Here is a 21,728-nt window from a genome sequence, read left to right on the forward strand (position 1 = left end):
CTTCCCGATCATCCCCAGGGGCGGGCCTGGGCTGTATCGCCCATTTCGCCGGCCATCTCGCGCAGGCGGGCCACCCGGTTGGCGGTGTTGGGGTGGGTGGTGAACAGCCCGTCGCGCTTGTGGGCATGCAGCGGGTTGATGATGAACAGCTGGGCGGAGGCCGGGTTACGCTCGGCCACGTCGTTGTCGATGCGGCTGGCGAAGCCCTGGATCTTCTCCAGCGCTGATGCGAGCCACAGGGGGCGGCCGCAGATTTCAGCGCCGATCCGATCGGCTTCGTATTCGCGCGCGCGGCTGATCGCCATCTGCACGAGGCCCGCGGCAATCGGCGCCAGGATCATCATGGCGATGGCACCCAGAAGGCCCAGCGGGTTGTTGCGGTCCGAGCCGAAGAACAGCGCGAAATTGGCCAGCATGGAGATCGCCCCGGCAAGGGTCGCGGTGATGGTCATGGTCAGCGTGTCGCGGCTTTTCACATGCGCCAGCTCATGGGCCATGACGCCCGCCACCTCCTGCGGGGTCAGCCGCGACAGCAGGCCGGTGGTGGCGGCGACTGCGGCATTTTCCGGGTTGCGGCCGGTGGCGAACGCATTGGGCTGGTCGTTTTCGATGATGAAGACCTTGGGCATCGGCAGGCCCGCATTGTCGGCGAGCTGGCGCACCATGCGCACAAGGTCGGGGGCGGTTGCCTCATCCACCTGGCGGGCGCCATACATGCGCAGCACCATCTTGTCGGAGTTCCAGTAGGCAAAGGCGTTCATGCCCAGGGCGATCACGAAGGCGATGGCCGCCCCGCCAATGCCGCCGATCAGGTAGCCGATTCCGAGAAACAGCGCCGTCATGGCGGCGATCAGGACACCGGTACGCAAGCTGTTGGCCACTGTCAGTCTCTCCTGTGCAGGCGCAGATTGATCCATCGGCGCACCCGGCATTTTGTCATTCGCCGCGCGCGTCTTATATGCTCACCCATAGCCGCCCCGTATGGACAAGATATGGCGGGGCGCAGCCCACGCTTCAAGAACATGGATCCTGCATGGCGGACGACACCCGGAACGAGGCCCCGAACGCTGCCCCGAACGCTGCTCCGAACGGGGCAGGCAAGGACGCAGACGCCGGCGCCGAGGCTCCCCGCAAGGACCTGACACCGGCGGCCCGGCGGGCCCTTGCCGAAGCCGAAGCGCGCCGGGCGGCGGAGACATCCCGCGACATGCCCACCGAGATCAACGGGCCGGACGGGGCCGAGCCCACGCGGTTCGGCGATTGGGAACGCAACGGCATCGTGTCGGACTTCTGAGGGTGGCGCACCGGTCTTTGGTCCTTGCGTCTCTGCGCCGTGGCCTGCGCCGCTGGTGGCGCACATGGCGCGTGGTGGTGCTGGTGTTCGGCTTCGCGGCGCTCAGCGTGTTCGCCTTTCCCTATCTGCCGGACCGATACGACCCCTCCACCCCCATCGACCTCACCACCGAAGCAACCTTCGTCACCCCGCTGAAGCTGGCGCGCATCAACCGCTCCTACCCGGCCTGCGTCAACGCGGTGCGGGCGGCGGGCTTTAAGGTTGAGGCCGACACCATCGACAGCAGCCGCCCGGGCTGCGGCATGGCGCAGGGCCTCCATCTGAAGCAATCCAATTTCGTCTATGCGGGCGGTGGCAGCATCCGGCTCACCTGCCCGGTCATGGCGTCGCTGGTGCGGTGGGAACTGCATGTGGTGGCGCCGCTGGCGCGCAAGCATCTGGGCAGCGAGGTCGCGCGTGTCGTGCATTTCGGCACCTATTCCTGCCGCAATGTGAACGGGGCTCTCACGGGGCGGCTGAGCGCCCATGCGCGGGCGGAGGCCATCGACATTGCCGGTTTCATCCTTGCGGACGGGCGCGAGGTCTCCCTGCTGCGCGATTGGGACGGCGGCGGCGACAAGGCTGCGTTCCTGCGCGCCGTCCGGGACGGGTCCTGCGACGTGTTCCGCACCGTCCTGTCGCCTGACTACAATGAGCGGCACCGCGACCATTTCCATTTCGAGCGCGGCCGCTGGGGCATCTGCCGCTAGCAGCTAGGCCTTGCCCGCGGCGTCGTCCTGCATGGCGGAGCGGCGGCGCGACAGGGTCAGCGCCAGGTTGGCGGGCACATGACGCAGGATGAACGCGGTCATCCGGTTGGCGCGGCCGGGTATGACGGTGGCACGGCCCGCCTCGCTGGCGGCGTGGGTTTCCGCCACCACATCCTTGGCCTGCATCCACATCCATTTCGGCATCCGGTCCACGGTCTCCTGCACCCCTGCCGTGGTGTGGAATTCCGATCGGGTGAAGCCCGGATTGACCGCCGTCACATGCACGCCGGTGCCCTCGGTTTCCAGCGACAGGCTTTCGGACATCTTGATGAGGAAGGCCTTCGACGCGCCATAAAGCGTGTGGCCGATGGTGCCCGGCGCAAGCCCTGCCAGCGATGCCACATTGATGATGCGGCCATGGCGGCGCTCCAGCATGCCCGGTAGCGCCAGGTGGCACAGCTCCGCATAGGCGGTGACCATTACCTGGATGAAGTCCCGGTGTTCCGTCCACGGATAATCGACGAAGTTGTTGGTCATGCCATAGCCCGCATTGTTGATGAGCACGTCCACCGTCAGCCCGCGGCCGGTGATCTCGGTCCACAGGCGCTGCGGTGTGGCCGGGTCGGCCATGTCTCCGGCGATCACGGTGGTCGTTATGCCGTTGTCGGCAGCAAGCTGCGCTGCCAGCGTTTCCAGCCGGTCGGTGCGGCGGGCCGTGAGGATCAGGTCATGGCCGCAGGCTGCGTAGTGTTCGGCAAAGCACTTGCCGATCCCGGCTGATGCCCCGGTGATGAGGGCGGTCCGGCGGGCGGTGTTGTTTGCATCGGTCACGGGGAAATGTCCATCCTGCTGCATCATTCTCCTGCCCCCGATTGCACAGCCCCCATCCCGCGCGGTCAAGCCGGGGTAGGGCCCGCCGCCCATTATTCCTCCCTCACCGTCAGCCCCACGCCGTATCCCTCCGGTCAAGCCGGAGGGATACGGAGAAGGAGCAACACCCACGCCAAACCCTCCGCACACGGCATTGCCGTCACGGGCACAGGGGAGAGCAGGACGCGCCCGGCGCTCACGCGGCGCCGGTAGCAGCAATAAACAGATTTGGGTCGCAAGCCTCAGGCGCGTCCCGCGCGGATGGTTGCCAGCGGTGGCCGGACCGGGGCGGGGCAGGCATTACCCTGCGTGTCCAACCCCGCGAACCCTGCTTCCACCCTCCACACTTTGGAACGGGCCTGGACGCGGTGGGGCCAGCTTTTTCAGGGCGTGACCGGGTTCGGGACACCACCACCCATCCAATGCGCACCCGTTACTTGCGCATCGCGGCTGAGCGCGCGCACCCCACGTTCCCAAGGGGCCGCCTCTCGCCCGGCCTTCCGGGCATCCGCCCTCCCACCCAGGTCCGGTCGGCCCGGCTGCCCGTGTGGCGGGAGGTCATGGCAACGAGTATGCGGCAGGTGGCAGGGGGTGGGGAAAACTTGCCCTCATACCCTCTCAAACTCCCGCATCCCTCCGGCTTGACCGGAGGGCCCACTCGCCTCCGCTGTTGAGCACAGGGTGCGCGGCTCCTGCCGTGCCGGTTCCGCTCATGCTGCGGCAAGGGGCACCGAGAGTAGACCCTCCGGTCAAGCCGGAGGGATGCGGATGATATTCCGAATCTCCATTTGTCATTCCGTAGCTTGATCTCTAATGCCAGAGCATCCCCCCTCACTCGGTGCTGACGCACCGACCTCTCCCGCGAGGGGGGAGATGACTTTGCTCATTCCCTTGCCTTTTCCGTCACCCCTGACTTGATCCGGGGTCTACTCGCTTTGGCTGTTGAGCACAGGGTGCCCGGCTCCCGCCGTGCCGGTTCCGCGCGCGCTGCGGCAAGCGGCATCGAGAGCAGACCCTCCGGTCAGGCCGGAGGGGTACGGAGGATGTTTGCCCCCAGAGTTACCATCCCGCGATCCGGTTGCGGGATGGCAGTGCGGCGTGGGGCTTGCCGGGCCTCAGGCCTTGAGGCGGTAGGCATTGCCGTCGTGGATGATGTGCCCCGCCGTGGGGGTGGCCCAGTGGGTGCCCATGATGAGGGTCGGGCTGCCGGCATATTGCCGGAAGAAAGCAGCCCGGGTGGCGTCAGCCTGTTTCTGATCCGTGTCGAAGCCGGACGACCATTCCGGATGGGCCAGCTGGCAGGGGTGGTGGGTGAGGTCGCCGGTGATGACCGCCGTCTCGCCCTTTGAGATGATCTCGACCGACACGTGTCCCGGCGTGTGTCCCGGCGTCGGCACCAGCCGTACACCGTCCGTAACCTGATAATCCATCGGCACCAGGACAGCGAGGCCCGCGTCGAAGATCGGGGCCACGCTGTCGGCCATGATCTGCGCCTGGGCCGCGTCGCCCTCGGCCTCCCAGTGCTCATATTCGCGTTCGCCCATCAGGTAGCGCGCATTGGGGAAGGTCGGCACCCATTCATCGCCCACCTTCATGGTGTTCCAGCCCACATGGTCCACATGCAGGTGGGTGCACAGCACGATGTCGACGCTGTCGGGGTGCCAGCCGACATCTTTCATGTGATCGAGAAAGGGCGTCTGCAGATTGTCGAAGAAGGTGCCGGGACGGATCTTGCCGTTGCCGACGCAGGTGTCCACGACGATGCGGGTCGATGGTGTCTCGATGAGCAGCGCGTGGATCGCGGCGATGATCATGCCGTCATCAGTGGCCCAGTGGGGCCGCAGCCAGTCGATCTGCTTCACCGCATCCGGATAGGCCGCCTCCACCATGGAGCCCTCGCCGCCGCCGGGCATCGGCCCCTCATATTCCACGATCCGCGTGATCGTGATGTCACCCACCTTCCATGTCTGCATGGTGCGTCCCGTCCTGTCCCTGCTCACTCTTGCGTGATTGTTGAGGGACATGTGGGGAGCGCTGAGCGGCTGCGCAAGTTGTGAGGCGGGAAGAGGCACGCACCGGCCGGCCCGGTGCGTGCCTCGATTTTTTACGCGCTCTTGCCGCCGAGATTCTGGCGGTTGTCGATCAGGTCATCGACGACGCCGGGGTCGGCGAGGGTGGAGGTGTCGCCGAGATTGGAGAAATCGTCCTCAGCGATCTTGCGCAGGATGCGGCGCATGATCTTGCCGGAGCGGGTCTTGGGCAGGCCGGGCGCCCATTGCAGGAGGTCGGGTGAAGCGATGGGGCCGATCTCCTTGCGCACCCACTGGACGAGCTCCTTCTTGAGGTCGTCCGACGGGTCCTGGCCCTGCTTGAGCGTCACATAGGCATAGATGCCCTGGCCCTTGATGTCGTGCGGGTAGCCGACGACGGCAGCTTCCGCCACCTTCTCATGCGCCACCAGCGCGCTTTCGATTTCCGCCGTGCCCATGCGGTGGCCGGAGACATTGAGCACGTCATCGACGCGGCCGGTGATCCAGTAATAGCCGTCCTCGTCCCGGCGGCAGCCGTCGCCGGAGAAGTACTTGCCTTTGAACTGGCTGAAATAGGTCTCGAAGAAGCGCTTGTGGTCGCCATAGACCGTGCGCATCTGGCCGGGCCATGAATCCGCGATGCACAGATTGCCGGAGGTGGCGCCGTGCAGCGGGTGGCCGTCATTGTCCACCAGCACGGGTTCCACGCCGAAGAAGGGCCGCGTGGCGGAGCCGGGCTTCAGGTCGGTCGCGCCGGGAAGCGGTGAAATGAGGATGCCGCCGGTCTCCGTCTGCCACCAGGTGTCAACGATGGGGCAGCGCTCATCGCCCACCACCTTGTGGTACCAGAGCCAGGCTTCCGGGTTGATCGGTTCCCCCACCGAGCCGAGCAGGCGCAGGCTCTTGCGCGAAGTCTTTTTCACCGGCTCGTCGCCTTCGCGCATCAGGGCGCGGATGGCGGTGGGGGCGGTATAGAAGATGTTGACGTTGTGCTTGTCGCAGACCTGCCAGCAGCGCGATGAATCCGGATAGGTGGGCACGCCTTCAAACATCAGCGTCGTCGCGCCATTGGCCAGCGGGCCATAGAGGATGTAGCTGTGGCCGGTCACCCAGCCCACATCCGCCGTGCACCAGTAGATGTCGCCGGGCTTGTAGTCGAAGACATATTGATGGGTCATCGACGCATAGACGAGATAGCCGCCGGTGGTGTGCAGCACGCCCTTGGGTTTGCCGGTGGAGCCGGACGTATACAGAATGAACAGCGGGTCTTCGGCGTTCATTTCCTCGCACGGGCATTCATGGTCCACCCGCCCGGCTACCTCGTGATACCAGACATCGCGGCCCTCCTTCATGGTGACGGCGCCGCCGGTGTGTTCGACCACGATGACGCTTTCAACGTCCGGGCAGCTATCAAGCGCGTCGTCGGTGTTTTCCTTGAGCGGGATCGGGCGGCCGCCGCGTACGCCTTCATCAGACGTGATGACGAAACGGCTGTCGCAGTCCTGGATGCGTCCGGCCAGCGCGTCCGGCGAGAAGCCGCCGAAGACCACCGAGTGCACCGCGCCGATGCGCGCGCAGGCGAGCATGGCGTAGGCCGCTTCGGGGATCATCGGCATATAGATGGTGACGCGGTCACCCTTCTTGACGCCCTGATCCTTCAGCACATTTGCGAAGCGCTGCACGTGGTGGTGCAGCTGGGTGTAGGTGATTGTCTGGTCGACGGACGGGTCGTCGCCCTCCCAGATGATCGCCACCTCGTCGCCCTTGTCCTTTACATGGCGGTCGACGCAGTTGTAGCAGGCGTTGAGCGTGCCATCCTCGAACCAGCGGATATGCAAATCGCGCTGGTTGTAGGAGACGTCCTTCACCTTGGTGTAAGGCTTGATCCAGTCGACGCGCTTGCCGTGCTCGGCCCAGAACCCCACCGGGTCCTTGATCGACTGCTCGTACATCTCGGTGTATTTCGCGTCGTCCACATAGGCGGACTTGGCCCAGTCGGCGGGGACTTTGATTAGCTGGTCGGACATGGTTGCTCCCTGATCCCGTAAGGGGGTGCGGGAGGCGGGGCGTCATCACGCCCCCGTGTCGTTCTCAGCCGTCCCAACCCCGAACATCTTGTTGGCCCGCATTCTGGTGCCCCGACGCCTGCCGGGCAAGGGCAGGCGGGTTGCGGTGGGTCAAAAAGTGCGGCCGTCAGCGTTGCGCAGGTCGGTTCCCACTCCTCGATGGGGAGGGCCGGGGCGGCGGGTATTTGCTAACTCCCCACAGCCCTTCTTCTGTCATTCCGCGATCAAGTCGCGGGGTGACAGTAGTGGGGGTGGCTGGGTGTGAGGCCGAAACAAGTCGCCCTCAACCGCCCCACCACCACCGCTGTCCCTCCGGCTTGACCGGAGGGTCTCCGGGTGGGGGACGACAGCCTGACCGCCCGCACATACCTTCAGCCCTTCGAGACCGCCGCGATCTCCGCATCACTCAACCCGGCGTCTCGCAGCACAGCTTCCGTGTCCACGCCCAGCGCCGGCGGGTGGTGCCTGTGCGTCGCGGGTGTTTTTTCAAAATTCACCGGCTGTTTCATGGCCACATAGGTGCCTTCCTGCGGGTGGTCGTAGTGCTCGAAGAAGCCGATCGACTGCAGATGCGGGTCGCTGGTCACGTCGTCCAGGCGGTTCACGCGCATGGCGGGGATGTTCTTTTCCTTCAGCAGGTCGATCCATTCCTCGCTGGTGCGGGTCTGGGCCACTTCCTCCACCAGCGCGTAGAGCGCCAGCACGTTCTGGGTGCGGTTCTGGTAGGTGTTGAAGCGGTCGTCTTCCTGCAACAGGCCCTTGCGGCCGCCGAGCTCGAAGAAATCATCCCACTGGCGGTCCGAATACGGAACAATCGACAGATAGCCGTCCTTGGTCTTGAAGGGACGCCGGTTGGGGTTGAGCACGCGGGAATAGCCGTAGCCGCCGACCGGCGGCTCGAAGCAGTGGCCGTAGAGGTTCTCGCTCATGGTGAAGCTGGTGAAGCATTCCAGCATCGGCACTTCGACGAACTGGCCCTCGCCCGTCCGCTGCTTGTGATAGAGCGCTGCCAGCGTCGCATAGACCATGTGCAGGCCTGTGGTCTTGTCGGCGACGAGGCTCGGCAGATAGGCGGGGCGCTCGAACTGTTCGCCCTCAAGCCCTGCGCGCTGGTTGACGCGCGGCAAGAGGTCGGTGCCGCCGGAGGCTGCCTGGATCAGGTCATCATAGGCCTGCAGCCCGCCATAGGCGCCGTCCTTGCCGAAGCCTGCCGCGTGCACATAGACGATCTCCGGGTTGATCTTCTTGACGCTGTCATAGTCTATCCCCAGCCGCTCCATGCCCGCATAGCGGATGTTGGAAGCAAAGACGTCGGCGTCCTTGATGAGGGTACGCAGTGCTTCGCGCGCCTCTTCCCTCTTGAGGTCGAGCATCACCGAGCGCTTGTTGCGGTTGTACGTCATGAACAGCGGGCCCATGCCGGGGCCCTTGGGTGACTTGCCGCCCCAGCGCAGGATGTCGCCGCCGGGGGAGCCTTCCGCCGTCGGTGCCTCGATCTTGATCACCTCGGCCCCGAGATCACCCAGGATCTGCATGGCATAGGCGCCGAGCACCACGGAGGTGCAGTCGACGATCTTCACCCCGGCGAGCGGGCCGGTGTTTTCGGTGTCAGGCGATTTGGTGGCGGTCATGGGATGCGGGTCCGTTTCTTCAGGTGGCGGGTTCATGGCCAGCTATAGCGCGCATCCGGACATTTTTCCTCATTGGATTGTCCGTCCGTGAGGCCGACGCAGCGGAAGCCATGGGATTCGTAAAACGCACGGGCCGGCGCATTGCTCTGGAACACCCACAAGCTCAATCCTTGCGGGCAGTACGCCATCACATGGGCCAGCAGGGCCGCGCCGATGCCGCGGCGGTGGTGGTCGGGATGCACATAGAGGTGGGTGAGCCAGCCATCGGCATAGGCTGCGACCCCGGCAAGGGTGCCGCCGAGTTCCGCCACCGTCACGGTGTTGTCCGGCAGCATCGACCGGGTGATGAACGCAAGGTCGTCCTCCGCCGTGTGAATGTCCGGCACACCGGGCATGGCCCGGCGCGCGGGCGTAAACGCGCGGGCAATGGCGGCGGCGTCATCCGGGATGGCGGGGCGCAGGAGGATCTCTGACATGGGGCGATTTGCCGTCAGGGCGCCTGATGGGTCAAGCTTGGGCGTTATGACCCGATCGCCCGACATACGGATTGCGGACCCGGATGATGCGCTGATGGCGCAGGCGCATGATCTGTTGCGGCAGCATTGGGGAGACAGCGTCGTGTCGCTCGGCCGGGCGGTCGATCCCTATACCCTGCCGGTCAGGGTCGCCCTGGCGGGGGATGATTTTGCGGGCTGTGCTGCCTATCTCATTGAGGATGACGAGCTTGAGGTCGTTGCCCTTGCGGCGACAGGGGCTGTACGGGGCGCCGGCCGGGCGCTGATGGCGGACATGTTTGATGTCGCGCGGGGTGTGGGGTTGCGGCGGGTAAAGCTTGTGACCACCAACGACAATCTGCGCGCCATCGGCTTTTATCAGATCATCGGCATGCGGATCGCGCGGGTGGGGATCAACGCCATTGACGCGGCCCGCAGGCTGAAACCGCAGATCCCGATGACGGGCGAGAACGGAATCCCGATCCGCGACGAAATCGAATTCGAATATCTCACAAGGAGCTAGGCCCCATGCTGCTGCACCATTCCACCTGGCAGGAAATCGACGCCTATCTCACGCGCTCGAAAGCCATCATCATTCCCATCGGCTCGACGGAGCAGCACGGGCCGAACGGGCTGATCGGCACGGACGCGCTGTGTCCTGAGATCATCTCGCATGAGGCGCAGAAGGACGCGGACATGCTGGTCGGGCCCACCTTCAATGTGGGCTGCGCGCAGCATCATCTGGGCTTTGCCGGCTCGATGACGCTGCGGCCGTCAACGATGATCGCCGCCATCCATGACTGGGTGTCGTCGCTCGCCGTGCACGGGTTTGAGCGGGTGCTGTTCTTCAACGGCCATGGCGGCAACATCGCCACCATCAATGCGGCATTCTCGGAAATCTATGCGGACCGTTCGCTTGCTGGTGACGCGTCCAATCGCGGGCCGGTGAAGTGCAAGCTCGACAATTGGTGGGACTACAAGCCCGTCATGGACATGTGCATGAAGACCTACGGCAAGAGCCATGGCAGCCACGCCACCCCGTCGGAAGTGGCCGTCACCCAATGGGCCTATCCGGACAGCATCAAGCAGGCGGAGATGTCCCCGCAGATCGCCCCCAACGGCCGCTACACCGACGCGGCCGACTACCGCGCCAAATTCCCCGACGGCCGCATGGGCTCCGACCCGTCGCTCGCAACGCCCGAAGACGGCGGCAAGCTGGTGGCGTTGTCGGCCAAGGGACTGCAGGAGAGCTTTGCGAAATTCGCGGCGTCTTAGGCGTCCCGGCAAGCGGTAAGAGGTCCTCCGGTCAAGCCGGAGGACGGGCGGGGATTTTTTCACCTACGTTCCGTCACCCCGGACTTGATCCGGGGTCCACTCGCAGACCCGCTTGCCGCAGCGAGCGTCGGACTGTCAGAGCCGACCAGCCAACGCCATGCCCAATCACACAGGCGAGTAGGCCCCGGATCAAGTCCGGGGCCGCGGGGTAGTTAAATCACCTGGCCTCATATCCCCACCACCGTATCCCTCCGGCTTGACCGGAGGGTCTCTATCGCCTTGCCGTGAGCCCCTACTGCCAGCCGCCCAGAATGGCGCCCATGAAGGCGAAGGCTGTGGCGGCGTGGAGGCCGTCGATCAGCACCAGGCGTTTGTCCGTACCCTGAAAGCTTGCGTTGAGCGCCTTGTTGGCGGTGACGACGCCGATGCCGAGGGCCACGCCCAGCAGCGCGCCACCGAGCCAGGTCGAGATGCCGGTGGTGACCAGCACGAGTGCGATGGTGAAGGCCATGGCCAGCTGCAGGCCGAAGGCGCCCGCATAGAGTGCGGGGCTCTGGGTCAGGTCTTCCTGGCTAAGGCCCGCTGCCTCCATCCACGGCTTGGCGAAGACGCCATACCAGACAGCACCGGTGGCAAAGCCCGCAATGGCTGCGGCCAGCACGGCCAGCCAGTTGATCTGGGACATGAGGTCCATTGGCATCCTCCCCCTGTGCCTGCCAACAGTGTGCGCGCCGAGAAATCAGCGTCAGCCGGAAATGATAACCATCCCGTCCTTAACGGCAACGGGGACGGGGATCAGGCGCTTGCCGGTGCAGGGGCCGGAGGTGCACAGCCCGTCCTCAATGCGGAACAGGGCGCCATGGGTGGAGCAGATGATTTCGTCTTCGGCGAGGGTCAGGAACTTGTCCGCCCATGTCTCCAGCGGGGTGAAGGCGTGGGGGCACTCGTTCACATAACCGACCACCTTGTCCCCCTGCCGCACGATGAACATGTCGAAGCGTGTGGTGCCTTCGCCGAACAGGAAGCCGCGGGCGCCCGGCTCGCGGATCTCGTCCAGGGCACACAGGCGCGTGCCGGGGGCGGGGGCGCCGGGGCGGTCTCTGTAGGAAGGCATGGTCATCGGCCCGGCTCCCGTCTCAGCCCTCAGGGTGCCAGGCGGGCGTCATGGCGCGCCAGCGGGCTTCGAGGTCTGTGTCCGTTTCCGGCTGGTGCGGATAGACCAAATCATAGGCCGCAAGGTCCATATGCGCCTGCTTCGACGACGCCCAGATATGCCCGGCGGGGACCAGCCATTGTGCATCGTCCAGCGTCCCGGCCTTGACGTTCAGCTTGTCGCCATAGCCGTCGCGCTGATGGGTCAGCCGTGTGCCGCAAATCTCACAGAAGGTGCAGGTCTGGTGACCTCCCTTGGCGATCGGCCGCAGGAACACTTTCGTGGGGCCGGTGATGTCAAAATCTGCCAGCCTGACCCGCAGGCTCTCGCCGAAGGCGCTGGAGGATTGCGTCTGGCACTCGGTGCAGTGGCACAGATAGAAGACCACCGGCGGGCCGGAAATCGTGTAGCGCACCGCGCCGCACTGGCAGCCGCCGGTGAGCGGCAAAGGCGGGGTCTCAAGCGGTGTCATCATCCATGCCCTCCGGTGAGACATTATCCGCAGGCGGATGGCCTATTTCAGCCCGCCCATCTTGCAGATCTTCTTCCACTCCGCGGCCGTCACCGGCTGGACGGAGAGGCGGGAATTGTTGACCAGCACCATCTCTTCAAGGCCCGGCTCGGCCTTGATCTCGGCAAGCGTCACAAAGCGCGGCATGGGCTCAACGGCCTTGAGCTGCACCATGCCGAACTTGCCTTTGGCGTCGGTCGGGTCGGGCACGTGTTCGCCGATCACCTCGACGATGCCGACGATCTGCTTCTCATTCACCGAGTGGTAGAAAAAGCCCTTGTCGCCAATCTTCATCTCTTTCATGAAGTTGTTGGCCATGTAGTTGCGCACGCCGTCCCATTCGGTGCCCTTGGCGCCGCATTTCACCTGGTCGTCCCAGGACCATGTTCCGGGTTCGGACTTGTAAAGCCAGTACGCCATTGTTTCTTCTCCCCAGCGCTAATTGCCCAGCAGGAACTTCCAGGCGCGGATGTCCACGCGCGCGAACAGGCCGGCCAGCTGGTAGGGGTCGTCCGCCTGCAGCGTCTCGGCCTCGTGGCGGGTGGCGACGTCGATCACCAGGAAGGAGCCTTCCATGTGCTCGCCCGCGTCATCGGTGAACGGGCCGCCCAGCTTCACCTTGCCGGTTTCCGCCCAATATTTGAGATGCGCGTCGCGGTTGGCGAGGCGCAGATCCTCGCTGTCGGGTTTGTCGACGCAGTAAAGGGCGTAGAGCATGGGTCTGGTCCTTGGTGTTCTTAGTGTGGGACTGAGGCGGTGACGCGGTTGATAGTCGGGCGGCAAGATGGGCGAGCCGTTGCAAAGGCGCAAGCGCGGCGCGGGGTATCGGCGTGCGAAAAGACGTGATCAGGCCTCGCGTTTGAAGGGCCGGGCGAGCAGGCCGCCAATGGCGTCGTCCACGCTGGCCTCGCCGGTGACGATGGCGGCGACCGCTTCGCAGATGGGCATTTCCACGTTGTGGCGGCGGGCCAGGGCCACCACGGCGGGGGCGGTGGCCACGCCCTCGGCAACGGTCACGCGCTCGGCGATGATCTCGGCCAGGTCGCGGCCTTCGCCCAGGGCTGCGCCCAGCGACATGTTGCGGCTTTGCCGGGAGCCGCAGGTGAGGATGAGGTCGCCGAGGCCGGAGAGCCCGCCGAGGGTCTCCGCCCGGGCACCGAGGGCGACGCCGAGGCGGGTGAGTTCGGCAAAGCCGCGGGCGGTCAGCGCGGCGGCGGCGGACGCGCCCAGCTTGCGTCCCTCGACAATGCCGCAGGCAATCGCCAGTACGTTCTTCACCGAGCCGCCAAGCTCCGCGCCGATAAGGTCGCTGGCGAGATAGGGCCGGAAGGCGGGGATGCCGATCGCCTCCACCAGCGCTTCGCCAAGCGCGTCATCGGCGCAGGCGAGGGTTACGGCAGTGGGCAGGCCGTTGGCCACGTCGGCGGCGAAGGACGGCCCGGACAGGACGGCGGGCACGGCCTCCGGCAGGGTCTCGGCCACCACCTCGGTCATCAGCTTGCCGGTGGCCTGCTCGATGCCCTTGGCGCAGATCGCAACCGGGGTGCCGGGTTTCACGTGGCGCGCCATGGAGCCGGTGACGCTGCGCAGGGCCTGGGCGGGGCAGACCAGCAGCAGGGCGTCATTGGCGGACACCGCGCTGAGATCCGTGGTCGCGCGGATCGACGTATCGAGCGGAATGCCGGGCAGATAAAGCTCGTTCAGGTGCTGCCGGTTGATGCTGTCGGCCACTTCCGGCTCATAGGCCCAGAGGGTGACTTTGCGTCCGGCGCGGGCGGCCACGGCAGCCAGGGCCGTGCCCCAGGCGCCGGCCCCGATGATGCCGATATGGGAGAGAGGCTTTTGGGCCACTTTGTGATCAGTCCTGCGGTGTTGTGATTGAATGGTTCGTTGATTATTCACCCGCGGACCTTACACTCCCGCCCCATGACAGAAAAAGACGATACCAGGGACTGCATACTGGAAGCGGCACGGACGCGATTTCTCCATTACGGCTATGGCAAGACCACCATGGCGGAGATCGCGAAGGATTGCGACATGTCGCCCGGCAATCTCTATCGCTTCTTCGAAGGCAAGCTGGACCTGGCGGAGGCCATTGCCCGCAAGGCGGCGACCGAGACCATGGAAGAGCTGGCCCGCGCCGTCCGCGCGCCGGGCAAGACGGCCACCCAGGCCATGCGGGACTACCTGTTCGGCAAGCTGCGCATGACCTACACCAATCTCGAAAAAGACCCCAAGATCATCGAGCTGGCGCAGACCGTGTCGGCGGAGCGGCCGGATTTCTCCAACGACATGCTGGAGCAGGAGCGGGCGATCCTGATGGAGATCATCGCCAATGGGCGCGAGCTGGGCGAGTTCGCCACCAGCGACGTGGCCTTCACGGCGGAGATGATCCAGTCGGCCACCATGAAGTTCAGCTATCCGCAGCTGTGGTCGCGGCTGACGCTTGAAAATCTCGAGCGCGAACTGGCCGGCGTCTTTGACCTGGTGCTGGGCGGCCTGTGCCCGGACCGCAAGCTGTTTGCCGGCGGCGGCATGGCGCCAGATCGCCAGACCGCCTGACCGGCCTCTTTACCCGTCCCGGACAGGGCATCTGCCTTAAAAAGAGTCACCTGCGTTTCATGGCGCAGGGTTGGGCATGGAAGGCTGCGGAAAAGCGCCTGAAAGCCCCGCTTTTTCGCATGTGAGCCATGCCGGTTCAAAAGCGGGCCTCCTGACAAATCCCGATTTTCTCAATCAGAACAAGCCATTAGCTCCTCTCTTGGACTCCGTCTAAACAATGAACAATTTGCAAAATATTCATTGTGACAGCCGGACCCGTGCCCCATATCCCAGAAGCCGGACGGGGTCCGGTGGTGTCCAGGTCGGCCGGGATCAGCGGGATCCGGGGTCGGGGCACGGGTAAAGCTGCTGGAGGGCTATCCCATGACTTACGCATCCCTGAGGCTTGCAAGCCCCGTCAGCCGGTATCTGCCGGCCCTCGCCGTCGCGGTCTATGCGGTGGCGCTGATTGCGGAAGTGATGACCCGTGGCGGTGCCGTCTGACCGGCACCCCGAGGCCCGCGGGACATCCCGCCGGCAGCTGCTTTTTCGCGTGCGTGTGGATGGAGACGACCGATGAGCAACGCAAGCAAGACTTCGACTGACCTGCCTGAGCTTCTGCCGGTTCCGCTGACCACCAAGATCGTGGTGTTCGCCGGGACGGTGATCATGGCCGGGTACACGGCGGCCCTGGTGTTCCAGGCAGCCGACATTTTCTGATCGCATTCGGGTCCGGCGGCCCTGGTCCCCCTCCTCTCAGGGCCCGCCGCCGGGTCCGCACCCTCTTCCTCCCTTGGCCGATATGGGTCCTCATCCCCGGACCCCAGGCGAAGGGTTTCCGACTGGGGCCGTGCTTTCGGGTACGGCCCCATTTTTTTTGATCAGAAGAACTCAGTCAGCGGTGAGATCCGCCAGCGGCCAGCGCGGGCGGGGGCTGGCGTCCAGCGTGTCGGTGGAGCCTATCGCCACCCGCTCGACACCGGCCCAGGCAATCATCGCCGCATTGTCGGTGCACAGCGCCATGGGCGGGGCGGTGAGGTCAAAGCCTTCCGCCTGCGCCAAAGTTTCAAGCCGCTCGCGCAGGGCTGCATTGGCCGCAACGCCGCCTGCCACAACGAAGGGGATGGGGTCTCCGGTTCCGGCTCGCTCCCGCATCATCCGCATGGCGTTGCGGGTGCGGTCCTCGATGGCGTCGGCCACCGCAAGCTGGAAAGAGGCTGCGGCGTCGGCGAGGTCTGTTTCCGTCAGCGGCACCAGCTTGGTCACGGTCTGGCGCAGGGCCGTCTTGAGCCCGGCAAAGGAAAAATCCGCACCCGGACGGCCCTTCATCGGGCGCGGCAGGTCAAAGCGCTTCGCATCGCCCTTGCGCGCCCATTTCTCCACATGCGGCCCGCCGGGATAACCCAGGCCCAAGAGTTTCGCCGTCTTGTCAAAGGCTTCGCCCACAGCGTCATCCAGCGTGGTGCCGAGCAGGGTGTAGTCCCCCACGCCGCGTGCCTCCAGCAGCTGGCAATGGCCGCCTGAGACCAGCAGCACCAGATAGGGAAATTGCGTGCCGCTGACGAGGCGGGCGGTCAGCGCGTGGGCTTCCAGATGGTTCACGGCCACGAAGGGTTTTTGCGCTGCAAAGGCCAGGGCCTTGCCGGTCACAAGCCCCACCATCAGCCCGCCGACCAGGCCGGGACCGGCGGTGGCGGCAATCGCGTCCACGTCGTTAAGGCCGAGGCCCGCTTCACGCAGGGCGGAGGCGATGAGCGAATCCAGATGGTCGATATGGGCGCGGGCGGCGATCTCCGGTACCACGCCGCCATAGGGTGCGTGCTCGTCGAACTGGGACAGCACAAGGTTCGCGCGGATGGTGCCCGGCCGGCCCGGCACGCCCGACACAACAGCGGCGGCGGTCTCGTCGCAGCTGGTTTCAAGGCCCAGAACGGTAATTTCGTGGCTCGATTGGTTGGTCATCTGGCGGTTTGTGCTATCCATCGCGTCACTTCCGCCGGGGCCTGCCTTTATGGGCCCCGCGCGGAAACCGCGCATAAAGCACATAGAGCGTTGATCCGTCGAGGTTTCATGTCCACCAGCTTCACCGCCACATCCCCCTTGCGCCTCGGCACGCGCGGCAGCCCGCTGGCGCTGGTGCAGGCCAATGAGGTGGCCGACCGGCTGATCGCCGTGCACGGGCTTGAGGCCGGGGCTGTGGAAATCGTGCCGATCAGCACCAAGGGCGACCGCGAGCAGTCGCGGCCCCTGTCGGAGATCGGTGGCAAGGGGCTGTTCGCGCTTGAGATCGAGGCCGCCCTGCGCAGCGGCGACATCCACATCGCCGTCCACTCCATGAAAGACGTGGAAACCGTGGTGCCCGCAGAATTCGAGATCACCGCCATGCTGCCGCGCGAGGACACGCGCGATGTGTGGCTCAGCCCGGTGGCAGCCCATCCGCGCGATTTGCCGCAAGGGGCTGTCGTCGGCACCGCGTCGCTGCGGCGCGGGGCGCAGATCAAGGCCATGCGGCCTGACGTTGAGATCATCAATTTCCGCGGCAATGTGCAGACGCGGATGGACAAGCTGGCGCGCGGCGAGGTGCAGGGCACCATGCTGGCACTGGCGGGCCTCAAGCGGCTGGGCCTTGAAGACAAGGCCACCTGCCTGCTTGAGCCGCCGGAGATGATCGCCGCCGTCGGCCAGGGCGCCATCGGCATCGAAACCCGCAAGGCCGACGACGACGTCCGCCATCTTGTGGCAGCGCTCGATGACGCGGACACGCATCTCTGTGTGGCCTGCGAGCGCGCCATGCTGGCCGAGCTTGACGGCACCTGCCGCACGCCCATTGGCGGCCATGCGGTGCTGGTGGCCGATGATCTGGTGAAGCTCACCGCCGTATTGCTGGCGGAGGACGGGTCGCAGGTGTTCCGCTATGAGGGCGAGGCAGCAGCGGCGGATGCCCTTGCCATGGGCAAGGAGGCAGGCGCGAAGCTCAAGGCGGAAGCGGGCGAGGATTTCGTCGCCAACATGGCCTGATCCTGACAGGTTTCCCCCATGCGTCTCCTCATTACCCGGCCCGAGCCTGATGCCGCCCTGCTTGCGGACGAGCTGCGCGCGCGCGGCCATGAGGCGGTCATCGCGCCGCTGATGGCCATCGCCCCGCGCCCCTTTGCGTTCGAGACGGAAGGGCTTGCGGGCGTGCTGTTCACCAGTGCCAATGGCGTCCGCGCCTTCGCCGAGATGATCGGCACACCGCCCCGAGGCATCCCCGTTTATGCGGTGGGCCCGGCCAGTGCCGAGGCAGCGCGGGCGGCGGGCTGGGGTGAGGTGACGCCAGCGGGCGGTGACGTCCATTCCCTCGCGGCCCTGGTTGCTGATCGCGTTGCACCGGGGGCGGGCAGGCTCCTGCATCTGTCCGGCAAGGCGGCGGCGGGCGATCTCGCGGGTGACTTGTCTGCCCGCGGCTATGATGTTGCGCGGGTCATCGCCTATGAGGCGCAGGCCGCCGATGCCCTGCCGGCGCTGGCAGCGGACGCTCTCAACGCCAATCGTCTGGACGGGGTGCTTCTGTTCTCCCCGCGCACGGCCCGGCTTTATGCCGAGCTGGTCGCGGCGGCGGGGCTGTCGGATGCTGCGGGCAGCGTCACGGCCTATTGCCTGTCGCAGGCGGTGGCAGACGCGCTCGGCGGCCTGTCCCGGACGCCCAAAAAGGTCGCGTCCGCCCCGGAAACTGGCCAACTCCTTGCCTTGTTGTCGCCCTGACGGAAGGCTACCTTCATATCTCCTTTCCGTGATCGGTCAGGCTTGGCCAGAAAAGACCGGCCGGGCCCGGCCAGAACAAGAATGCGTGCGCGTCCATGAGCAGCAATGACACCCCCGACACCCCGACCTCCCCGGAAGCTGAGCCTTCAGGCGACGACAAGCGCAAGGCGCGGGTGATCGACGGCACGGCGGAAGACGTGACGGACAAGCCGGCGGACGATACGGCCCCGGCACCTGCTAATGGCGGCTCCGGCCGCGGCATGGCGGTGGCGGCCTCCATCGGCGCGTTCTTCATCGGCGCGGCGGTGCTGACCGGCGTCTTCTGGCAGGCGGGTCTTCTCAACACGACGGCCCTCACCGGCGGCGGGCTGACCGGCGGCACGGTGAGCGGGCCGGTTGCCAGCGGCGACGTGGCGGGGCGTCTTGACGCGGCCGACACGCGGATCGCCGCGCTGCTGCGCGATGTCGAGCGCCTGGGCGGTGAACTGCGCAGCGCCCAGGAGGCGCGCACCGCGCTTGAGGGCAGGCTTGCGGATGTCCAGGCCCAGCTTGCCGCGGCCACCGGCGAAGACGCTGAGAAGCTGGCCAGCGCCGACGACCTCAACGCCGCCCTGCGCCTCATTACTGAAATCGACGGCAGGCTTGCGGATGCCGAAGCAGGCGTCGCGGTGGCTGAGACAGCCGTCCAGCCGGACCAGATCGAAGCCCTGCAGGCGGTGATTGCCCAGCTTGAAGAGCGCGTGGCCGAGGCCGAGGCGACCATCGTCAACGCCCAGGCCGCCGAGCGGCGGGTGGCCGCCATGGAGGCAGGCGTTGCCGCCATCGGTGCGCAGCAGACCACGCAGGCAACGGAACTCGGCACCGTGCGCAGCCAGATCGGCGCGCTGAGTGCCCGTGCGGAAGCGGTCCGCGACACGATCGCGGCCACCGACAGCAGGCTCGACGCCCAGGCGCAGGCTGATGCGGATTTCGAGGCCCGTCTTGCCAAGGTGGAAGGCCGGATCGACCAGCCGGAAGCAGCCCGCCGTGCCGCCCTCGGCATTGCGCTGGCAAGTCTTGCGGGCGCTGTCAGCGAGGGCGACGCCTTCGAGGTTGAGCTCGAGGCGGTCGCGGCCCTTGCTCCGGATGCGGAGGAAGTGACGGCGCTTGAAAGCCATGCCGCGCGCGGGGTCAAGGACGCCGCCCGGCTGCAGCAGGATTTCCAGCCCGTGGCACGCGCGGCGCTGCGGGCGCAGGCCGCAGGCGAAGCCGACGGGTTCTGGGACCGGCTTGCGGGCAATGCCCTGTCGGTCGTCACCGTGCGCCAGACAGGCGCGCTTGAGGGGGACGGGCTTGAAGCGCGGCTCGCCCGGATTGACCTTGCCCTCGGCAAGGCGGATGTGGCCGCTGCGGTGGACGAGGCAGAAGCCATTGACGGGGCGGCAGCAAGGGAGCTTGCCTCCTGGCTGGACGATGCCCGCGCCCGCGCCCAGGCGGACCGGCTGGTGGCGGAGATGCGCGCGGCGCTTCTCTCTGACCTGGCGCAGACCCATGCGCCGGGCAGGGCATCCGCAAATGCTCCGTCAACGGATGACGGGGAAGGCCAGGCACAATGATCCGGGGCTTGTGGTACTTTCTCATCGTTGCCGTCATCGCGGCCGTCACGGCGGGCATTGCCAGCGCGCCGGGCGAGATTGTCGCGACCGTGGGCGATACGCAGATCGCCCTGAGCGTGGCTGCGGCGCTCGGTCTGGTGGCGCTGCTCATCGGCCTTGCGATCTTCTCCGAGCGGATCATCAGCTTCGTCCTGCACGGGCCGGGCAATGTGGTGAATTTCTGGCGCACCCGGAAGGAAGTGCGCGGCTATGAAGCCCTGTCGCGCGGCCTTCTGGCGGTTGCGTCCGGCGATGGGCAGTCAGCGCTGACCTATGCGCACAAGGCCGACAAGCTGCTCGACAAGCCGGCGCTGACGCTGCTGCTGTCGGCCCAGGCGGCCAAGCTTGCAGGCGACGAGGCTGAAAGCGGCCGCGCCTTCCGCGCCATGCTGGCCGCACCCGAGACCCACGCGCTGGCGCTCAAGGGCCTTTACGAGCACGCCATGGTGGCGGGTGATCTTGAGCAGGCGCACACCCATGCGGCCCGCGCGCTTGATGCCTCCCCCGCCACGCCCTGGGCCTTTGAAGGCAAGTTCGCCATCGAGGCGCGGCAGGAAAACTATGCAGCTGCGCTTGAGACCCTCGACAAGGCACTCGGCCAGGGCCTTCTGGAGCGCACCGATGCCCGCCGCCGCCGGGCGGTGCTGCTGACGGGCCTGGCGCAGCAGGAAGCCGCCCGCATCGCCGAGCCGCAGGGCCCGCGCGATGAAGAGGATCTGCCCGAGGGCGGCGGCAAGAGCGTGGCCGCGATCCGCGCCCAGGCCCTGCGCCATGCCATCGAGGCGCGCGATCTTGCGCCTGATCTCGTGCCGGCTGCCGCTCTGGCGGCGCGGCTTGTCTTCGAGGACGGGCGGGCCCGGCGGGCGCAGAAGATCATCGAGGATGGCTGGGCGCGGGCACCGCATCCGGAGCTGGCCGGTGTGTTCATGAACCTGTTCCCGGACGAGGCAGCGGAGCAGCGCTACAAGCGCGCCCGGGTGCTGGCGTCCCGCAACCCGGACCATGTGGAAAGCCGCGTGCTGGTGGCGCGCTCAGCCATTGCCGCGCGCCGTTTTGATGACGCGCGCGCGCAGCTTGCCTCCTATGCGGAGCCGTTTCCCACGCGGCGCATCTGCCTCTTGATGGCGGAGATTTCCGAAGGCATGGGCGATATGGGCGGTACCCGTGAATGGCTGTCGCGCTCGGTCAAGGCCCCGGCGGATGCCCAGTGGGTGGCCGATGGCTACCGCACACCGGACTGGTCGCCGGTGGTGCCCACGACAGGTGCTTTCGACCGGCTTGAATGGCGCGCGCCGACGGATGCGGTGATGCCCGCGCGGGTCTCCTCCACCGAGGAAGCCATGGCGCAGATGGGTGAGGCCGTCGTGCTGCCCGCGCCCGTGCCGGCCGCCCCCGAGCCCAGGGTCGTGTCCCCGGTTGCCCCCGCCGTTGATGCGCCGATGGACCGCAAGACCACCTCCCCGGCAGTTGCGCCTGCGGCACCTGTGGCGCCTGCGGCCCCGGCACCCATGAAGGCCGCGCCTGCTGCGGCGGCGTCCTCCGCGCCCGTATCACCGTCTGCCCCGGTTTCGTCTGCCCCGGGGGCGGTTCCGGCCCAGGCGGCTGTCCTCGACGATATCCATGAAGAGATTGATTTCATGCCCCGGCGGCCTGATGATCCCGGTCCGGATGCATTTGACGAGGACGACGAGCGGCGCAGCTCCTGGTAGCAGCGCGTCCCCGTTCGTCCGCGAAGG

General features: G+C 66.4%; 23 protein-coding genes. 10 read left to right on the forward strand and 13 right to left on the reverse strand.

Annotated elements, in window-relative coordinates; all coding sequences use genetic code 11:
* Positions 1-8: 8 nt before the first annotated feature.
* The gene (htpX, locus tag HG718_RS14030) at positions 9-881 is read right to left on the reverse strand and encodes a zinc metalloprotease HtpX (protein WP_280521617.1); all 873 of its coding nucleotides are present in this window, start codon (positions 879-881) and stop codon (positions 9-11) included.
* A gap of 152 nt (positions 882-1,033) precedes the next feature.
* On the opposite strand from htpX, the gene HG718_RS14035 reads away from it, so the two are divergent.
* Entirely contained in the window at positions 1,034-1,294 is a 261-nt protein-coding gene (locus HG718_RS14035; RefSeq protein ID WP_160587223.1) for a DUF1674 domain-containing protein, read from the forward strand.
* Between the two features lie 2 nt (positions 1,295-1,296).
* On the forward strand, positions 1,297-2,043 hold the full coding sequence (locus HG718_RS14040; protein WP_205345647.1) for an extensin-like domain-containing protein: 747 nt from the start codon (positions 1,297-1,299) through the stop codon (positions 2,041-2,043).
* 3 nt (positions 2,044-2,046) lie between these two features.
* Here the strand turns inward: HG718_RS14040 and HG718_RS14045 are convergent, their stop codons facing one another.
* The 5 genes from HG718_RS14045 to HG718_RS14065 all read right to left on the reverse strand — a co-directional run bounded on the left by HG718_RS14045 (position 2,047) and on the right by HG718_RS14065 (position 9,116).
* On the reverse strand, positions 2,047-2,874 hold the full coding sequence (locus HG718_RS14045; protein ID WP_205345648.1) for an SDR family NAD(P)-dependent oxidoreductase: 828 nt from the start codon (positions 2,872-2,874) through the stop codon (positions 2,047-2,049).
* Positions 2,875-4,028: 1,154 nt separating this feature from the next.
* Positions 4,029-4,886, reverse strand: coding sequence for an MBL fold metallo-hydrolase (locus HG718_RS14050; protein ID WP_160586256.1), 858 nt, complete (start codon positions 4,884-4,886; stop codon positions 4,029-4,031).
* A gap of 131 nt (positions 4,887-5,017) precedes the next feature.
* Entirely contained in the window at positions 5,018-6,970 is a 1,953-nt protein-coding gene (gene acs, locus HG718_RS14055) for an acetate--CoA ligase (RefSeq protein ID WP_160586258.1), read from the reverse strand.
* Positions 6,971-7,380: 410 nt separating this feature from the next.
* On the reverse strand, positions 7,381-8,640 hold the full coding sequence (locus HG718_RS14060) for a CaiB/BaiF CoA transferase family protein (RefSeq protein WP_160586260.1): 1,260 nt from the start codon (positions 8,638-8,640) through the stop codon (positions 7,381-7,383).
* A 32-nt stretch (positions 8,641-8,672) separates the two neighbouring features.
* Positions 8,673-9,116, reverse strand: coding sequence for a GNAT family N-acetyltransferase (locus HG718_RS14065; RefSeq protein WP_160586262.1), 444 nt, complete (start codon positions 9,114-9,116; stop codon positions 8,673-8,675).
* A 46-nt stretch (positions 9,117-9,162) separates the two neighbouring features.
* Between HG718_RS14065 and HG718_RS14070 the strand changes: the two genes are divergently transcribed.
* Together HG718_RS14070 and HG718_RS14075 are read left to right on the forward strand one after the other, a co-directional pair.
* Entirely contained in the window at positions 9,163-9,657 is a 495-nt protein-coding gene (locus HG718_RS14070; RefSeq protein ID WP_160586264.1) for a GNAT family N-acetyltransferase, read from the forward strand.
* A 5-nt stretch (positions 9,658-9,662) separates the two neighbouring features.
* The gene (locus HG718_RS14075) at positions 9,663-10,409 is read left to right on the forward strand and encodes a creatininase family protein (protein ID WP_160586266.1); all 747 of its coding nucleotides are present in this window, start codon (positions 9,663-9,665) and stop codon (positions 10,407-10,409) included.
* 292 nt (positions 10,410-10,701) lie between these two features.
* On the opposite strand, the gene HG718_RS14080 is transcribed toward HG718_RS14075, so the two are convergent.
* From HG718_RS14080 to HG718_RS14105, 6 genes are all read right to left on the reverse strand, one after another.
* Positions 10,702-11,103: a DUF1761 domain-containing protein gene (locus HG718_RS14080; protein ID WP_160586268.1), complete on the reverse strand. Its 402-nt coding sequence runs from the start codon at positions 11,101-11,103 to the stop codon at positions 10,702-10,704.
* A 51-nt stretch (positions 11,104-11,154) separates the two neighbouring features.
* Positions 11,155-11,529 (reverse strand): Rieske (2Fe-2S) protein, encoded by a 375-nt coding sequence (locus HG718_RS14085; protein WP_244617556.1) that lies wholly within the window; start codon positions 11,527-11,529, stop codon positions 11,155-11,157.
* Between the two features lie 16 nt (positions 11,530-11,545).
* Positions 11,546-12,037, reverse strand: coding sequence for a GFA family protein (locus tag HG718_RS14090; protein ID WP_244617557.1), 492 nt, complete (start codon positions 12,035-12,037; stop codon positions 11,546-11,548).
* 39 nt (positions 12,038-12,076) lie between these two features.
* Positions 12,077-12,493, reverse strand: coding sequence for an EVE domain-containing protein (locus HG718_RS14095; protein WP_027845696.1), 417 nt, complete (start codon positions 12,491-12,493; stop codon positions 12,077-12,079).
* 18 nt (positions 12,494-12,511) lie between these two features.
* Positions 12,512-12,790: a YciI family protein gene (locus tag HG718_RS14100; RefSeq protein WP_027845697.1), complete on the reverse strand. Its 279-nt coding sequence runs from the start codon at positions 12,788-12,790 to the stop codon at positions 12,512-12,514.
* Between the two features lie 129 nt (positions 12,791-12,919).
* Positions 12,920-13,924: an NAD(P)H-dependent glycerol-3-phosphate dehydrogenase gene (locus HG718_RS14105; protein ID WP_160586272.1), complete on the reverse strand. Its 1,005-nt coding sequence runs from the start codon at positions 13,922-13,924 to the stop codon at positions 12,920-12,922.
* Positions 13,925-13,999: 75 nt separating this feature from the next.
* On the opposite strand from HG718_RS14105, the gene HG718_RS14110 reads away from it, so the two are divergent.
* Positions 14,000-14,635, forward strand: coding sequence for a TetR/AcrR family transcriptional regulator (locus tag HG718_RS14110; RefSeq protein ID WP_160586274.1), 636 nt, complete (start codon positions 14,000-14,002; stop codon positions 14,633-14,635).
* Positions 14,636-15,190: 555 nt separating this feature from the next.
* Positions 15,191-15,334, forward strand: coding sequence for a hypothetical protein (locus HG718_RS14115; protein ID WP_160586276.1), 144 nt, complete (start codon positions 15,191-15,193; stop codon positions 15,332-15,334).
* A gap of 171 nt (positions 15,335-15,505) precedes the next feature.
* Here the strand turns inward: HG718_RS14115 and tsaD are convergent, their stop codons facing one another.
* A complete protein-coding gene (gene tsaD, locus HG718_RS14120; protein ID WP_160586758.1) occupies positions 15,506-16,552 on the reverse strand; it encodes a tRNA (adenosine(37)-N6)-threonylcarbamoyltransferase complex transferase subunit TsaD in 1,047 nt (348 codons plus the stop codon).
* A gap of 132 nt (positions 16,553-16,684) precedes the next feature.
* On the opposite strand from tsaD, the gene hemC reads away from it, so the two are divergent.
* From hemC to HG718_RS14140, 4 genes are all read left to right on the forward strand, one after another.
* Positions 16,685-17,632: a hydroxymethylbilane synthase gene (gene hemC, locus HG718_RS14125; protein WP_160586278.1), complete on the forward strand. Its 948-nt coding sequence runs from the start codon at positions 16,685-16,687 to the stop codon at positions 17,630-17,632.
* Positions 17,633-17,650: 18 nt separating this feature from the next.
* The gene (locus HG718_RS14130) at positions 17,651-18,358 is read left to right on the forward strand and encodes a uroporphyrinogen-III synthase (protein WP_160586280.1); all 708 of its coding nucleotides are present in this window, start codon (positions 17,651-17,653) and stop codon (positions 18,356-18,358) included.
* Between the two features lie 95 nt (positions 18,359-18,453).
* Entirely contained in the window at positions 18,454-19,953 is a 1,500-nt protein-coding gene (locus HG718_RS14135) for a COG4223 family protein (protein WP_160586282.1), read from the forward strand.
* Positions 19,950-21,701, forward strand: a complete 1,752-nt coding sequence (locus HG718_RS14140; RefSeq protein WP_160586284.1) for a heme biosynthesis protein HemY — start codon at positions 19,950-19,952, stop codon at positions 21,699-21,701. The genes HG718_RS14135 and HG718_RS14140 overlap by 4 nt, the downstream gene beginning before the upstream one ends.
* Positions 21,702-21,728: the final 27 nt, after the last annotated feature.

This window comes from Pyruvatibacter mobilis, from assembly GCF_012848855.1.
Classification (GTDB): domain Bacteria; phylum Pseudomonadota; class Alphaproteobacteria; order CGMCC-115125; family CGMCC-115125; genus Pyruvatibacter; species Pyruvatibacter mobilis.

Coding starts and splice junctions, on each gene's coding strand:
- HG718_RS14075 (WP_160586266.1), top strand. CDS start 9,663: ATGCTGCTGCACCATTCCACCTGGCAGGAAATCGACGCCTATCTCACG.
- hemC (WP_160586278.1), top strand. CDS start 16,685: ATGTCCACCAGCTTCACCGCCACATCCCCCTTGCGCCTCGGCACGCGC.
- HG718_RS14090 (WP_244617557.1), bottom strand. CDS start 12,037: ATGATGACACCGCTTGAGACCCCGCCTTTGCCGCTCACCGGCGGCTGC.
- acs (WP_160586258.1), bottom strand. CDS start 6,970: ATGTCCGACCAGCTAATCAAAGTCCCCGCCGACTGGGCCAAGTCCGCC.
- HG718_RS14110 (WP_160586274.1), top strand. CDS start 14,000: ATGACAGAAAAAGACGATACCAGGGACTGCATACTGGAAGCGGCACGG.
- HG718_RS14100 (WP_027845697.1), bottom strand. CDS start 12,790: ATGCTCTACGCCCTTTACTGCGTCGACAAACCCGACAGCGAGGATCTG.
- HG718_RS14035 (WP_160587223.1), top strand. CDS start 1,034: ATGGCGGACGACACCCGGAACGAGGCCCCGAACGCTGCCCCGAACGCT.
- HG718_RS14135 (WP_160586282.1), top strand. CDS start 18,454: ATGAGCAGCAATGACACCCCCGACACCCCGACCTCCCCGGAAGCTGAG.
- HG718_RS14060 (WP_160586260.1), bottom strand. CDS start 8,640: ATGACCGCCACCAAATCGCCTGACACCGAAAACACCGGCCCGCTCGCC.
- HG718_RS14140 (WP_160586284.1), top strand. CDS start 19,950: ATGATCCGGGGCTTGTGGTACTTTCTCATCGTTGCCGTCATCGCGGCC.
- HG718_RS14050 (WP_160586256.1), bottom strand. CDS start 4,886: ATGCAGACATGGAAGGTGGGTGACATCACGATCACGCGGATCGTGGAA.
- HG718_RS14115 (WP_160586276.1), top strand. CDS start 15,191: ATGAGCAACGCAAGCAAGACTTCGACTGACCTGCCTGAGCTTCTGCCG.
- HG718_RS14080 (WP_160586268.1), bottom strand. CDS start 11,103: ATGGACCTCATGTCCCAGATCAACTGGCTGGCCGTGCTGGCCGCAGCC.
- HG718_RS14130 (WP_160586280.1), top strand. CDS start 17,651: ATGCGTCTCCTCATTACCCGGCCCGAGCCTGATGCCGCCCTGCTTGCG.
- HG718_RS14095 (WP_027845696.1), bottom strand. CDS start 12,493: ATGGCGTACTGGCTTTACAAGTCCGAACCCGGAACATGGTCCTGGGAC.
- HG718_RS14065 (WP_160586262.1), bottom strand. CDS start 9,116: ATGTCAGAGATCCTCCTGCGCCCCGCCATCCCGGATGACGCCGCCGCC.
- HG718_RS14070 (WP_160586264.1), top strand. CDS start 9,163: ATGACCCGATCGCCCGACATACGGATTGCGGACCCGGATGATGCGCTG.
- HG718_RS14085 (WP_244617556.1), bottom strand. CDS start 11,529: ATGACCATGCCTTCCTACAGAGACCGCCCCGGCGCCCCCGCCCCCGGC.